At 64.2% G+C, this 13,983-nt stretch carries 10 protein-coding genes; 4 read left to right on the top strand and 6 right to left on the bottom strand.

Annotated features, from left to right (window positions below):
- Window positions 1–4 precede the first annotated feature (4 nt).
- Complete coding sequence (locus tag PanNE5_RS15565; RefSeq protein WP_261938330.1) at window positions 5–646, top strand: hypothetical protein; 642 nt, start codon at window positions 5–7, stop codon at window positions 644–646.
- A gap of 132 nt (window positions 647–778) precedes the next feature.
- Here the strand turns inward: PanNE5_RS15565 and PanNE5_RS15560 are convergent, their stop codons facing one another.
- The 3 genes from PanNE5_RS15560 to PanNE5_RS15550 form a co-directional block, all read right to left on the bottom strand.
- The gene (locus tag PanNE5_RS15560; RefSeq protein WP_017231966.1) at window positions 779–904 is read right to left on the bottom strand and encodes a hypothetical protein; all 126 of its coding nucleotides are present in this window, start codon (window positions 902–904) and stop codon (window positions 779–781) included.
- 390 nt (window positions 905–1,294) lie between these two features.
- On the bottom strand, window positions 1,295–2,899 hold the full coding sequence (locus tag PanNE5_RS15555) for an ABC transporter substrate-binding protein (protein ID WP_261938329.1): 1,605 nt from the start codon (window positions 2,897–2,899) through the stop codon (window positions 1,295–1,297).
- 150 nt (window positions 2,900–3,049) lie between these two features.
- On the bottom strand, window positions 3,050–3,973 hold the full coding sequence (locus PanNE5_RS15550) for an IclR family transcriptional regulator (protein WP_261938328.1): 924 nt from the start codon (window positions 3,971–3,973) through the stop codon (window positions 3,050–3,052).
- Window positions 3,974–4,203: 230 nt separating this feature from the next.
- On the opposite strand from PanNE5_RS15550, the gene PanNE5_RS15545 reads away from it, so the two are divergent.
- Window positions 4,204–6,558 carry a cytochrome P450/oxidoreductase gene (locus PanNE5_RS15545; protein ID WP_017231963.1) on the top strand — a complete coding sequence of 785 codons (2,355 nt, stop codon included), beginning with the start codon at window positions 4,204–4,206 and terminating at the stop codon, window positions 6,556–6,558.
- A gap of 34 nt (window positions 6,559–6,592) precedes the next feature.
- Here the strand turns inward: PanNE5_RS15545 and PanNE5_RS15540 are convergent, their stop codons facing one another.
- Both PanNE5_RS15540 and PanNE5_RS15535 read right to left on the bottom strand, forming a co-directional pair.
- Window positions 6,593–7,807: a multidrug effflux MFS transporter gene (locus PanNE5_RS15540; RefSeq protein WP_083902175.1), complete on the bottom strand. Its 1,215-nt coding sequence runs from the start codon at window positions 7,805–7,807 to the stop codon at window positions 6,593–6,595.
- 175 nt (window positions 7,808–7,982) lie between these two features.
- Entirely contained in the window at window positions 7,983–9,338 is a 1,356-nt protein-coding gene (locus PanNE5_RS15535) for an MFS transporter (protein ID WP_017231961.1), read from the bottom strand.
- A gap of 1,290 nt (window positions 9,339–10,628) precedes the next feature.
- Between PanNE5_RS15535 and PanNE5_RS15530 the strand changes: the two genes are divergently transcribed.
- Window positions 10,629–11,042 carry a hypothetical protein gene (locus tag PanNE5_RS15530; RefSeq protein WP_261938327.1) on the top strand — a complete coding sequence of 138 codons (414 nt, stop codon included), beginning with the start codon at window positions 10,629–10,631 and terminating at the stop codon, window positions 11,040–11,042.
- Between the two features lie 34 nt (window positions 11,043–11,076).
- Here PanNE5_RS15530 and PanNE5_RS15525 read toward each other — a convergent pair whose 3' ends face one another.
- Window positions 11,077–11,994 carry a LysR family transcriptional regulator gene (locus PanNE5_RS15525; RefSeq protein WP_261938326.1) on the bottom strand — a complete coding sequence of 306 codons (918 nt, stop codon included), beginning with the start codon at window positions 11,992–11,994 and terminating at the stop codon, window positions 11,077–11,079.
- Window positions 11,995–12,189: 195 nt separating this feature from the next.
- Between PanNE5_RS15525 and PanNE5_RS15520 the strand changes: the two genes are divergently transcribed.
- Window positions 12,190–13,686, top strand: a complete 1,497-nt coding sequence (locus PanNE5_RS15520; protein ID WP_017231957.1) for an acetyl-CoA hydrolase/transferase family protein — start codon at window positions 12,190–12,192, stop codon at window positions 13,684–13,686.
- Window positions 13,687–13,983 lie beyond the last annotated feature (297 nt).

Raw genomic sequence — 13,983 nt, 5'->3', positions numbered from 1 at the left:
CGCGTTGGCAGGCATCGGCAAATGCCGCAGGCAAGCGCCCGCCCGCGTTGTGCCGAACGCGGACGGCCCACGCGGGACTGACTCAGGGGCACGTCTCCTCACCATTCAAGCCGTTCATCGAACATCCACCGCCACCGCCAAAACCGCTGGGGCCGCCGAACGCGGCAAGCCCGTTTCCGCCGGCCGCGCCACCGATGCCACGACCGCCCGGTCCGGAAGCCCCCACGCCTCCGCCGCTGCTGGCGCCGGCACTGCCGCCGGGGGCGTTGCCACCGCCACCGCCGCCACCGCCACCGCCACCGCCACCGCCGCCACCGCCGCCGCCACCGCCACCGCCACCGCCACCGCCACCGCCACCGCCACCACCGCCACCACCGCCACCACCACCACCACCACCACCACCACCACCACCACCACCACCACCGCCACCGCCGCCGGGCCCCCCGCCTCCGCCGCCGCCGGGCCCACCGCCGCCGCCACTGTGACCGCCGCAACCGCAGCCGCCTGCGCCACCTATGCCGGCACCGGCGCCAAAGCCATTCCCAAATCCTCCGGGGCCACCAAAGGCACCCAGCCCGCCGCTACTGCCGCCACCAAAGCCCATGCCACCGCCACCACCGTGCCCACCGCCTCCCGCCGCATGTAATGCGTTGATCGAAATGCCGCACAGCACAACCGCTGCGGCTGCCGTCACCAAAGTCGCCTTGAACCCGTTCATGGTTCCCTCCCCGCGCACACTCACTTCGACACACGCACCCCTCGGCCAACATAGGCTGCGTTACGGCGCGAGCACGTCAGCGAAAATCGCGGGCAATAGCTGGCCGTCCCATGCACGCGAGCACAGGAGTACCTCGCCAACAGCCTGCTGGAAGTTCGGGTTGGCGCTTCGCCATACGCGATTCATATACGCGATTTCCGTGCCAATCACTGTAAACTATTGATTTAAAACAAATTAATACCTTAATTTGCGAGACATCGTGAAGCGGTGCGCCGAAAACGTATCGTTCCTGAAACGCCTACAACACGCCCCATCATTGTGGCAATCCACCGCACGGACGACCGGTTCATGAGGCAAGGTTGAGCGGTGCATGAGGCGCGCATGATGAGCGGCTCGCGTCACAGAACGCCCGGTAGCCGTTCAACGCGAAATGGTGGAATTCAGAAAGGTTTCAGATGTGCAGTTTGGCGAAGCAGAGCGCTCGCCAGAGGGGGGGATGCCGCGACAATGCCCTTAAGGACCCAACGGCTCGACCATGCCCCGACGGCGGGCATGGTCGAACCATCGGCGTGGGGCTTACTTGACTTGCACGGCGGAGAAGTCCTGTCGGCCGAACGGACTCACCTCGTATCCGGTCACGTCCGCGCGCGTGATGACCGCAGCAATCGGGTGCGCCAATGGAATCCAGAGCGCATCGTCCTTGATCATGCGCTGCGCGACCTGATACTTCACGGTTCGCGCGGCGAGATCATGAGAGCGTTTGCCTTCGCTGATCAACTGGTCAAGGTCTTTGTCGCAAAAGCGCGCGAAATTGGTGCCTGATTGCACGGCCGCGCAACTGAACTGCGGCGTCAGAAAGTTATCGGGGTCGCCGTTGTCGCCCGACCAGCCCATGAAGAGCAAATCATGTTCTCCCGCCTTGCCGCGACGAATCAGCTCGCCCCACTCCACGGTCTTGATCCGCGCCCGAACACCAATCCTGGCGAGATCGCTTTGCAGCATCTCGGCGCTCAGACGTGGGTTCGGGTTCAACAGACTGCCCGTCGGGCGCGTCCAGATCGTCGTCTCGAACCCTTGCGGGAAGCCCGCGTCGGCGAGCAGCTGCTTCGCTTTGGCGATGTCCAGCGGATACGCGACCACATTCCTCGCGAAGCTCCACGTATTGGGCGGATACACGTTGGTGGCTGGCGTTGCGGCCCCTTCGAACACCTGCTTGACGTAGTTCGCGCGGTCGAACGCCATGTTCAGCGCCTGACGGACTCGCTTATCGTCGAGCGGCTTGTGCTGGGTGTTGATCGCGACGAACGCCGTCATGAATGCCGGTGTCTCGACCACCCGGAGCGCCTTGTCGCTGCGCGCTGCCTGCACGTCGACCGGTTTGGGCGAGAGCGCGATCTGGCACTCGCCCACCTTCACCTTCTGCGCGCGCACGGCTGCGTCCGGCACAATCGTGTAGATGAGACGATCCGAGGCCGGCGCGCCGCCGAAGTACGATTTGTTGGCGTCGTACCGCACGACGCTGTCCTTCTGATAGCTACGGAAGACAAACGGGCCCGTGCCGATGGGCCGCGCGTTCATCTCGCCCGGCTTGTTGATCGCGATGAGCTTGTCGGCGTACTCGGCCGAATAAATCGACGCGAAGCCCATCGAGAGCATCGACAGGAACACGGCATCCGGCTCGGACAGCGTGAAGCGAACGGTGTGGTCGTCGACCTTCTGCACCGATTTGATCAGCTTGCCCAGCGAGAGCGATTGCGCATGCGGGAAGCCCGACGGCGTGAGCTTGTGCCACGGCGCCTTGTCGTCGAGCATGCGCTCGAACGTGAAGACGACGTCGTTGGCATTGAACGCGCGCGTCGGCTTGAACAGGCTGTTGCTGTGGAAGCTCACGTTCGGGCGCAGCGTGAACGTGTAGGTCAGGCCGTCGGGGCTGACGCTCCACTGGGTCGCCAGGCTGGGCACGACCTTGCGTTGCGCCGCATCGAACTCGACCAGGCGATTGAACACCGGGTCGGCCGACGCATTGGTCGTCGTCAGCGAGTTGTAGCGCACGACGTCGAAGCCTTCGGGGCTGGCTTCGGTGCATACGGTGAGCGCCTTGGCATGCACGGCGAGCGGCACCATCGGCAGCGACAGGGCCGTCAGAGCGGCAGCGAAAATACGGCGCGAGCGACGACGCATGGGTGTCTCCTCCAGGAAGTCGATGACGGTGAAAAACAGCGGGTCAGAATAGCGCAGATTCAGGCCAATCGCCCTTGCGTTGGGGCCCGCGCCGACACTCGCTGTCCCGAATCCTGAAACCGATCGTCAGTTCTGCGAAACGCCGCCCCATCAGGCGCCGGACGGCAGCGTCGGACGATAGCCCAGCGCATGGCTTGCGGACAAGGCTTCGCGGCGCACCGCCTCGCCAATCGGGCCGTCCATGCGCGCGTCGAACCCGCCCGTGGCACCCAGCGCGGTGACGACGCCGACCAAGCGGCCGTCGTAGTTGAAGACCGGCGCGGCCAGCGCGCTGATCCCCGTCAGGTTGGTGTCGCGAACGCTTGCCCCCTGCGCGGCGCGCACCTCGGCACGCAGCGCGCCGATGGGATCGGACGCATCGAGCTGTGCGCGTTGCTCCGGCGAGGCATGGGCCAACTCGGCTTCGGCCATCGCCATCACTTGCGGATCGTCCAGGCATCCGAGAAAAACACGGCCGGCGGCCGACCAGAGCATCGACATTACCGACCCGATGCGCACGTTGATCGTCACGGGCAGGCCCGGCTCCTCGAAACGCACGATGGTCGGTCCCTTGTTGCCCATGACGGCGATGAAGCAGGTGACATCGAAGGCTTCGCGCAAGCGCACGAGCGCCGGTTCGGCCGCACGCACCGGGTCGGCCTGCCGCATCGCCGCCACGCCGATGAGCATCGCTTCGAGTCCGAGATGGTAGTGCTGCGAGTCGGTGTCCTGCGCGACGAGGCCCTCCTCCACGAGACTCATTAGATACCGATGCACTTTGGCCGGACTTTGCTGTACATGCTGGGCGAGCGCGGTCAGGCTCGCGCGACCGCCCAGCCGGGCCAGCCCCTTGAGCACGACCATGCCGGTCTCGGCCGATTGCACGCGTTGACGGCGCCCGCGCTCGCGCGGTGCGTCGGTAACATCGTCGTCATGAGGGGCATCGGTGCGCGATGGCGTGAGGCCGGTCGTCGCGCGTACAGGCGTATCGGCGCTGCGCGGGAGGTCTGCGGTGGGTCGTTTGCTTGTCGTCATCGCCGAGATTTTATGATGCAAAGCGATATTGTCCGGCATCGGCAAGGCTAGAGGTTAACCCCAGTCCACCAAATTACGCAATGCGTATTATATTTACGCTTAATAAATTCCAGGGAGGAGAGGCGCACCGCCCGATCGCGTGATCGCTCCTCTACACTTGTTCCATATTGCGCGTGTCGTCGCGAGCCCAACGCGGCGCTCGTCACACCGGACCCAGAGAGCGTGAACGGATGAGCCAACCGATTGCCCCCACCCCCGACACGGCCGCCGCCGGCGGCTGCCCCTTTCATCAGACGCCTGCCGCCACGGCCCCCAACGGATGCCCTGTGAGCGCCCGTGCCGCGGACTTCGACCCGTTCGAAGACGGCTACCAGCAAGACCCGCCCGAGTACGTGCGCTGGGCGCGCGAGCAAGAGCCGGTGTTCTACAGCCCGAAGCTCGGCTACTGGGTTGTCACGCGCTACGACGACATCAAGGCGATCTTCCGCGACAACCTCACGTTCAGCCCGTCGATTGCGCTGGAAAAGATCACGCCGACCGGACCGGAGGCGAATGCCGTGCTCGCCTCCTACGGCTTCGCGCTCAACCGCACGCTGGTGAACGAAGACGAACCCGCCCACATGCCGCGTCGTCGCGTGTTGATGGAGCCGTTCACGCCCGAGCATCTCAAGCATCACGAGCCGCTGGTGCGCCAACTCGCACGCGACTATGTGGATCGCTTCATCAACGACGGCCGCGCCGATCTCGTCGACCAGATGCTGTGGGAAGTGCCGCTCACGGTAGCGCTGCACTTCCTCGGCGTGCCGGAGGAAGACATGGACAAGCTGCGCGAGTATTCCATCGCGCACACGGTCAACACATGGGGACGCCCCAAGCCCGAAGAGCAGGTGGCCGTGGCCCACGCCGTAGGCAATTTCTGGCAACTGGCGGGCAAGATTCTCGACAAGATGCGCCAGCACCCCGAGGGGTCGGGCTGGATGCAGTACGGCATTCGCAAGCAAAAGGATTATCCCGACGTCGTCACCGATTCGTACCTGCATTCGATGATGATGGCGGGCATCGTGGCCGCGCACGAGACGACGGCCAACGCCACCGCGAACGCCATGAAGCTGCTGCTCCAGCATCCGGACGTCTGGCGCGAGATCTGCGACGACCCATCGCTGATTCCGAACGCCGTCGAAGAGTGTCTGCGTCATAACGGCTCGGTCGCCGCATGGCGCCGGCTGGTCACTCGGGACGTCAACATTGGCGGCATCGACATCGCCGCGGGTGCGAAGCTGCTGATCGTGACCTCGTCCGCAAACCATGATGAAGCGCACTTCGCCGACGCCGACCTGTTCGACATTCGCCGCGAAAACGCGAGCGATCAGTTGACGTTCGGCTACGGCTCGCATCAATGCATGGGCAAGAACCTCGCCCGCATGGAAATGCAGATCTTCCTCGAAGAATTCACGCGCCGGCTGCCGCACATGACGCTGGCAAAGCAGACCTTCACGTATGTGCCGAACACCTCGTTCCGCGGCCCGGAGCATGTGTGGGTCGAGTGGGATCCGGCGCAGAACCCCGAGCGCCGCGACCCCACCGTGCTCACGCGTCATTCGCCCGTGCGCATTGGCGAACCCTCGGGACACAGCGTGACGCGTCCGGTCGTGGTCGAGTCCGTGCTGCCGGTGGCCGACGGCATCGTGAAGCTACGCCTGGTCGCCCCGGACGGCCGCGCGATGCCGCGCTGGGCCCCGGGCTCGCACATCGACATCGAATGCGGCGACACGGGGCTGTCGCGTCAGTATTCGCTGTGCGGCGATCCGGCCGACACCGGCGCGCTGGAAATCGCCGTCCTGCACGAACCGCAAGGCCGTGGCGGTTCGCACTGGGTTCATACGCAAGTGAAAGTCGGTGACCGCCTGCGCATTCGCGGTCCGCGCAATCACTTCCGGCTCGATGAAACGACGCGTCGTGCCATCTTTGTTGCGGGCGGCATCGGCGTCACGCCGATTGCCGCTATGGCGCGGCGCGCGAAAGCACTGGGCATCGACTACGTGATCCATTACAGCGGCCGCAGCCGCCGCACGATGGCGCTGATCGACGAACTCCACGCGCTGCATGGCGAGCGCCTGCATTTGTGGGTGAAAGACGAGGGCCAGCGCGCCGACTACGCCAGCCTGCTCGCCACGCCGCAAGACGGCACGCAAGTCTATGCCTGCGGCCCGCTGCGAATGCTCGACGCCCTCGCACAGTGCTGTGCGCCCTGGCCTGACGACACGCTGCGCGTCGAACACTTCCAGTCGCAACTGAGCACGCTCGATCCCGCAAAGGAGCATGCGTTCGACGTCACGCTCAAGGATTCCGGCATTACGGTGACGGTGCCGGCCGATCAGACGCTGCTCACGGCGCTGCGTGCGGCGAACATCGACGTCCAGAGCGACTGCGAGGAAGGACTGTGCGGTTCCTGCGAGGTGCAGGTGCTGGAGGGTGACGTGGATCACCGCGATGTGGTGCTTACACGCGCCGAGCGCGACGCGAACACGAAGATGATGTCGTGCTGCTCGCGCGCCTGCGGCAAATCGCTGGTGCTGGCGTTATAGGTCGCCGCGTCGGCGCCCGGCGCGCCCAATGGGTTCAGTGGGCGTGCCGCGGCTTGCGTAGCATCGCCAACAGCGCGACGAGCGCGAGCCATGCAAAACCGCACATGACCGTTGCGAGCGGACGCGGCGAGCCGTCGTTGAGCACGCCGAGCAGCCCGCCCGCCGCGAAGCCGAAACCATACTGCACACTGCCCACGAGCGCCGCCGCCGCGCCGGCGCGGGTCGGGTGATTGGCGAGCGCCCCCGCCACCGAATTCGCCGTGATGATGCCGCGCAGCGACATGAACAGAAACAGTAGTGCCACCATCAACGGCAGCCGCGCGCCCCCCAGCCACGCGCTCGCGCACAACACGGTCGTGACGATCGCACAGCCCACAATGCCGGCACGCATCAGGCGATCTGCACCCAACTGCCCCACACGGCGCGAGTTGAACATGGTCATCGCGGCCATGCCGACGATATTGATGCCGAAGAGCACCCCGAAAAACTGCGGCGACACATGGAAGTACTCCATGTACACCAGCGGCGTGCCCGTAATGTAGGTGAACGACGCGCCAAAGACCGCGCCGCCCGCCAGCATGTAGCCGACGAAATGCGGGTCGCGCAACAGATGCCAATAGGACATCAGGACGGCACGCGGTCCACCCGACTGACGCGCATGCACCGCCCCGGTCTCCGGCAAACGCCACAAGGCCAGCATCGCCACCGCGCCGAACACCGCGAGAATGCCGAAGATCGCGCGCCACGTCGTGACGCGCAGCATCTGTCCGCCAACGAGCGGCGCCACGATCGGCGCAACGCTCATCACCAGCAGCATGATCGAAAAGGCGCGCGCACTGTGGCGCGGCCCGTAGACGTCACGCACGATGGCTTGCGCAATCACGGGCATGGCGCATCCACCGAGCGCCTGCACGAAGCGCCACACCATCATGTGATCGATGGTGTCGGCAAACGCACAGCCGATGCTGCCGAAGATGTACAGCGCGATCCCCGCCGCCATCGGCCGACGACGCCCAAATCGGTCCGCGAGCGGCCCCCACAGGAGCTGCCCGAAGGCGAACCCCAGGAAGAAGTAGGAGAGCGTGAGCTGCGTGGTCGCGACACTCGCACCCAGTTCGTGGCGCAACGTCACGAGTCCCGGCAGATACATGTCCGTGGAGGCGGGCGCGATCATCATGAACAGGCCGAGAATGCCCAGCAACACACGCTCGGAAGGCAACGCAGGAGAGAGTTCGGACGTCGATGTCATGATCGTTCTGATGAGTCGGCGCAATGGCTGTCGCGCCGCGGGAGACGCCGCAAAAAAACGACGCCCGCCATGATAACGCTGGCGGGCGTCGCACTTTCATACTCGATGGTTATCGGATCCCTAACCAATGCTTATGGCGCAGCGTTCGGGTCCGGCATCTTTTGACATCGCCACCTCATCCGGCCGTTGCCGCCTGCAGGTTGCCGCCGTCGCTGCGCTGCGTGCGGGCAATCGCCAGCACGCCGATCAACGAAACGCACGCGGGCACCGCCGCCGCCAGGAACAGCGATGACGACGACCATTGCCAATGCATCAGCGCGCCGCCCAGCACCGGACCGAGCACTGAACCGATGCGGCCGATACCGAGGCTCCAGCCAATGCCGGTGGAACGCAACGAGGTGGGGTAATACGTCGCGGCGAGTGCGTTGAGCGCCGGTTGCCCGCCGATGATCGAGAAGCCCGCGAAGAATATGGCGATGAACACCGCGACCATCGACACCATGACCATCGGATTGCCGATCGCCGCCGTCGCCGCCATCGCAATGAGGAACGTCACGGCCAGCACGCTCGTGAAGCCGACGCGATCGATCACGCGGCCGAGCAGTAGCGTGCCGATCACCCCGCCTGCCCACAGCGCGGTGCCCGCCATCACGGCGACCTGTGTCGAATAGCCCGCATCGCGAATCACCGTCGGCAACCAGTTCGACAGGAAGTACATGTCGAGCAAGTTCGCGAAGTTCACGACCCAGAGCAGCAGCGTCACCCGTGCGCGGCCATCTTTGAACAGCTCGACGAACGGCACGCCTTTCGCCTTTTGCTCATCGAGTACGAAGCGGGCGTCGACCGGCACGTTGGCACCGGGTGCCACGCGCAGCAGTTGCTTGCGAATGTGTGCGTTGTCGCGTTTGCCGAACATCAGGAACTGGATCGACTCGGGCAGCGAGATCCACATCAGCACACCGAGCACCAACGGAATGGCGCCACCGATGTAGAACACCGCGCGCCAGCCCAGGCTCGGAATGATCGCCGCCGTGATGAGGCCGCCAAGCACACCGCCCAGCGTGAAACCGCACGACACGATCATCATGAGCGACACGCGAATGCGGCGCGGGCTGTACTCGCCGGCAAGCGCCATCGCGTTCGGCATGATGCACCCCAGGCCCAGCCCGGCCGCAAAGCGCCAGACGACCAGTTCCGTAATCGTGTTGGCGAAACCGGTGACGATCATGCACGCCGAAAAGCACAGGGTCGCGCCAATGAGCACCGGGCGACGGCCCAGCTTGTCGGCCAGCGCCGAAAAGGTCAGCGAGCCGACCAGCATGCCGAACAGCCCCGCGCCGAATACCGGCGAGAGTGTTTCCTTGGCAATGCCCCATTCCCGAATCACCACCGGCGCGACATACCCCATCGACTGGACATCGAAGCCATCGACCACCAGGCACATCGCGCACAATGCAATCACCCACCACTGATAAGCGCCCAGACGGCTCTCGTCGATCAGTGCGCCCACATTCACTTCTGCTGCTTTCATTTTGTCTCCCAACGTTTTTCGCAACTTCGTGGCATTGCGTTCCCGGTCGAGGGGCTGGCGACGGCATATTCCCGTCGCGGCCTCGTCCCAGGCGCCTCGTTGCCCGAATCCAGCAAACAAGGCATGTCATGCGCCGGATCGAACGGCGAATCCACCCAATTCCGTCGCGCATGAAATTACGCTTTGCGGAAGTTTATATCGCCAAACGTAAATCAATGCTTAGTGTTAACACTGAGATTTTCAGGACATGCAAACGCGACGGGTGCGGGAATCCGAGCGAGATCGGTGGAACCTCGGCTCACGGACACGGCGTTCAGCTTTGTGGTTTTTCTCCATCGGAACGATGGGAGCCGCCCTGGCAAAATGCCAGTGGGCTATACAGGCGGGGGAATTGGGCGATGGATGCGACGAAAAGCGACGAATTGTCGCAGTTGGCGTTTTTCTACAAATTTTCTTACGAAGGTTAACCCGTCTAGGGATTTCCCTGATATAGTTACACCTGTCTCCTCCACCTCCTCCTGGTGGATTTCACGGCCAGCAACTTGCTGGCCGTTTTTTTTGCTCGCCAATCCTGCCCTTAGGGGCATTCAGTGGGATGTCTGACTCTCGTGCGCGACGCGATCTTCGATGCGGCGCTCGATCCGTTTTCGGACCATTGCCGCGGCCTCGGACGCATCATGGGCATCGATGCTCGAAAATTCGCAACGTCCGATGTAGTGCCCCTCACAATAGGCATCGACGGCACCATCAAAACGTTCGTCGGTACGCGGCGTAACCGCCCCCTCCAAGTCGAACGGGCGCCCCGGCGGCGTGTGGCTGACGTAGTGCCAGGAAAACCGAAAAGATTGCATCACAAGTCCCCTTCAATCCAGCGGCAGCGATCACGCTGCCGACCGATGCTGTTTTTCAGGAAATCCTAGCATGTTAAGGAATCTCGACAAACGGTCGAAAAAAAAGCGGCCCGCCTGATCGGCGAGCCGGATAGTCCGTGGAGGTCGGGGGCACATCTGAGCCACGGCAACTCCACTCTAGCCCCGAATCACTGTCGCTATTCTCGGTAATTGTCCGGATCCGGCGTAAATAGTTTGTCCGTCGTCGACATCGCGACGTCGTTCTCGAAGCGAGACTGCCACGCTCGCTCGTCGTGTCCTCGGAAGGGAACGCATCGGCCAACATCGCCCGCAGATACTCGACAATCCGGCAAGCCGATACCGCAAAACAGGGGGGGACGAAATGGGGTCGGCGCTACGGTAACGTTAGGCTCCCCGTCCTCCCTCCCACGACCTCGCCATGACGCTCAAATTTCGCAATCCGGCGAACGGAGATGTCGTCGAGATCACGCGTCTGTCGTGTGTCGCGGCCTTCTTCCTCGGTCCGCTTTACCTCATGGCCTACGGATTCACGTGGCATGCGCTCGCCTGGACCCTCCTCGCCATCGGACCCGCGTTGATCTGGAAGGAATCCGCGTTAGCGTTTTCGCTGCCCGCCACTTGCCTGCTCTACTCGCTGATGATTCATCCGCTGCTCATCGGCAAGCTGCGCGCGAATGGCTGGCTGCCCACGCGCGACGACGCCGTGCCCAGCCCTCGCCAGCGCGGCTACGACGTGTACGGCGATGCGCCGGCCCTCCGGCGCGCGGACGCAGGCCGCCCCCTCCCCGCGACGCCACGCCCTGCCGCCAACGATGGCGAGTCGTCGGCGTAACGCGACAAGCCGTGCCCGAACAGCACCGAGGCGATCAGACGGGCGACGTTACGCTGTCGTCAGTGTCAGGTGAGGCCTGCGGCGACATTGCAATGAATCGATCGATCGCCGCCGAGGCGTGTTCGGCGCGATAAGCGAGGCTGATCGGTGCGAGCGGCACGTCACCCTCGATCGGCCAGAACCCCATGCCGGGCGTGCGGATCTGACTGACCGACGCGGGCACGAGCGACACCCCGAACCCCGCCGCGACCATGGGCACGATCGACGTGATCTGCGGCGCCTCCTGCCCGAGCTTCGGGTGAAATCCAGCCGACTCGCAGGCCGCAATCGTGCGGTCATACAGCGCGGGACTGATCTCGCGCGGCAGCAGGATGAACTCGTCGCGGGCGAGCGCGGCCAGCGGCACGCGCTTGCGCGCGCACATCGCGTGGCCGAGCGGCAACACCAGCACCATCGGCTCGTCGACGACCGGCACCATGACGATTCCGGGCGGCACCTCGAACGGCGTGCGCACAAACGCCACGTCGACCGCTTCGTCGACCAGCGCCGTGAGCAGACTGGCCGTGTTGCTCTGTTGCGGATGCAGTTGCACGTCCGGATAGCGTGCGCGGAAGTCACGGATCCACGCCGGAATGCGGGGCTCGAAGTAGGTCGCGCCCGCAAACCCGATACGGATCTGCCCCGCCTCGCCGCGTGAGATCTGCTGCATCCGGCGCTTGACGCGCTCTACTCGCTCCAGCACCTGCCGCGCTTCCGGCAGGAACGCCTCCCCCAGCTCCGTGAGGACGACATCGCGCGGCAGACGCACGAACAACGGCCCGCCCAATTCGGCCTCGAGTTGCCGAATCTGCAAGCTCAACGGCGGTTGCTGAATGCCGACACGCGCCGCCGCCCGCGTGAAGTGGCGTTCTTCGGCGACCGCAATGAAATATTGCAAATGTCGCAATTCCATGACCGCTCCTCTGTCTGCCCGGCCCCATTGGGGTTCCCGTCATTCATACATAAAAGGTATCCAAATAGCGTCTTGAATATATTGGAAATGTGACCGATGGGTCAATACACTGCGAATCAGGCGCGGACAGGCTTGCCCTTAGCTGCCACGCCGAAAGATCAAGGGATTCGAATAAGAGAGACGAGGAGCCTGAAGATGTTTGAAGACCGCATCCGCCTGGCGTCGCTGCGCGACCGGGTGATGAGTGCCGACGAAGCGGCAATGTTGGTGCGAGACGGCATGGTGGTCGGCATGAGCGGGTTCACCCGCGCCGGCGACGCCAAGGACATGCCCATCGCGCTGGCCAAGCGGGCCAAGGCCCACCCGATGAAGATCACGCTGATCACGGGGGCGTCGCTCGGACACGATTCCGACAAGACGCTGACCGAAGCGGGCGTGCTGGCGAAGCGTCTGCCGTTCCAGGTCGACACGACACTGCGCGGCGCGATCAATCGCGGCGACGTGATGTTCGTCGATCAGCATTTGTCGGAGACTGTCGAATTCCTGCGCACCGGACAGTTCGGCGCGCTCGACGTGGCCGTGATCGAGGCGGTCGCCATCACGGAAGACGGCGGGCTCGTGCCGAGTTCGTCGGTCGGCAATTCGGCGAGCTTTGCGATCCTCGCGGACAAGGTGATTGTCGAGATCAACCTCGCGCAGCCGCTCGCCTTCGAAGGCATGCACGACATCTGGATTCCGGGTCAGCGTCCGCATCGCGCACCGTTGCCCATCGTCGACGTGCGCGATCGCGTCGGCACGAACGTGGTGAAGATTGCGCCGGAGAAGATCGCCGCCATCGTTATCACCGACACGCCGGACAGCGCCTCCAACGCGCTGCCGCCCGATGCGGACACGCAGAACATCGCCGGCCACCTCATCGAATTTTTCCAGCACGAAGTCTCGCGCGGCCGCCTGCCGCGCACGCTGCCTGCGATTCAGTCGGGCATCGGCACCATTGCCAATGCGGTGCTCACGGGCTTCATCGACTCGCCGTTCGAGAACCTCACGATGTACTCCGAGGTGCTGCAGGACTCGACGTTCGAACTCATGGATGCGGGCAAGATGGTGTTCGCGTCGGGGTCGTCGATCACGGTGTCGCAAGCCGTGCAGGATCGTGTTTTCAAGCATCTCGAGCGCTATCGCGACAAGCTCGTGCTGCGTCCGCAGGAGGTCAGCAACCATCCTGAAGTCATTCGACGGCTGGGGTTGATCGCACTCAACACCGCGCTCGAAGCGGACATTTACGGCAACGTGAATTCCACGCACGTCGGTGGCACGCACATGATGAACGGCATCGGCGGCTCGGGCGACTTCGCTCGCAACGCCCGCATGGCGATCTTCGCCACCAAGTCGATTGCAAAGGACGGAAAGATCTCGAGCATCGTGCCGATGGTGCCGCACGTCGACCACAACGAGCACGACGTGGACATCCTCGTGACGGAGCAAGGCCTGGCCGATCTGCGCACGCTCGCCCCGCGCGAGCGCGTGAACCTGGTGATCGATCATTGCGCGCACCCGAGCTACCGAGAAGTGTTGCGCGACTACTATCGCGACGCCCTGCGCTATGGCGGGCAGACGCCGCACGCGCTGGAACACGCGTTCGACATGCACGTCAACTTGCGCGAGCGTGGCTCGATGCTGGCGGGCAGATGACATCGCCGACGGTCGCCAACGCCGACGGGCGGGCGACCGGATGCGACGACCGTTGCGATGGATGCGACGGGCTCAACCATTGCGATGGCGCCGACGCGCATTGTCGACGCCGGGGAAGAACATGGGACGCATGCGGTCCTGTGGGCCGAACGCCGATGCGGGCGTTCAGGCATTCGCGGCTCGCCGGCGTGCGCAGGCGAGCCGCTTTTTATATGTGTGCGCGTGGCGTCGTTATCGAAACTGGAAGCACCGGCCATTGCTTCGACGATCCAGCGGGTGGGTAATTCTCCACGGCGT

It is taken from the genome of Pandoraea sp. NE5, assembly GCF_024363545.1.
GTDB classification, from domain to species: Bacteria; Pseudomonadota; Gammaproteobacteria; order Burkholderiales; family Burkholderiaceae; genus Pandoraea; species Pandoraea cepalis.
This window is presented reverse-complemented; position numbering and strand designations above follow the sequence as displayed.

Coding starts and splice junctions, on each gene's coding strand:
- PanNE5_RS15560 (WP_017231966.1), bottom strand. CDS start 904: ATGAATCGCGTATGGCGAAGCGCCAACCCGAACTTCCAGCAGGCTGTT.
- PanNE5_RS15555 (WP_261938329.1), bottom strand. CDS start 2,899: ATGCGTCGTCGCTCGCGCCGTATTTTCGCTGCCGCTCTGACGGCCCTG.
- PanNE5_RS15550 (WP_261938328.1), bottom strand. CDS start 3,973: ATGACGACAAGCAAACGACCCACCGCAGACCTCCCGCGCAGCGCCGAT.
- PanNE5_RS15545 (WP_017231963.1), top strand. CDS start 4,204: ATGAGCCAACCGATTGCCCCCACCCCCGACACGGCCGCCGCCGGCGGC.
- PanNE5_RS15540 (WP_083902175.1), bottom strand. CDS start 7,807: ATGACATCGACGTCCGAACTCTCTCCTGCGTTGCCTTCCGAGCGTGTG.
- PanNE5_RS15535 (WP_017231961.1), bottom strand. CDS start 9,338: ATGAAAGCAGCAGAAGTGAATGTGGGCGCACTGATCGACGAGAGCCGT.
- PanNE5_RS15530 (WP_261938327.1), top strand. CDS start 10,629: ATGACGCTCAAATTTCGCAATCCGGCGAACGGAGATGTCGTCGAGATC.
- PanNE5_RS15525 (WP_261938326.1), bottom strand. CDS start 11,994: ATGGAATTGCGACATTTGCAATATTTCATTGCGGTCGCCGAAGAACGC.
- PanNE5_RS15520 (WP_017231957.1), top strand. CDS start 12,190: ATGTTTGAAGACCGCATCCGCCTGGCGTCGCTGCGCGACCGGGTGATG.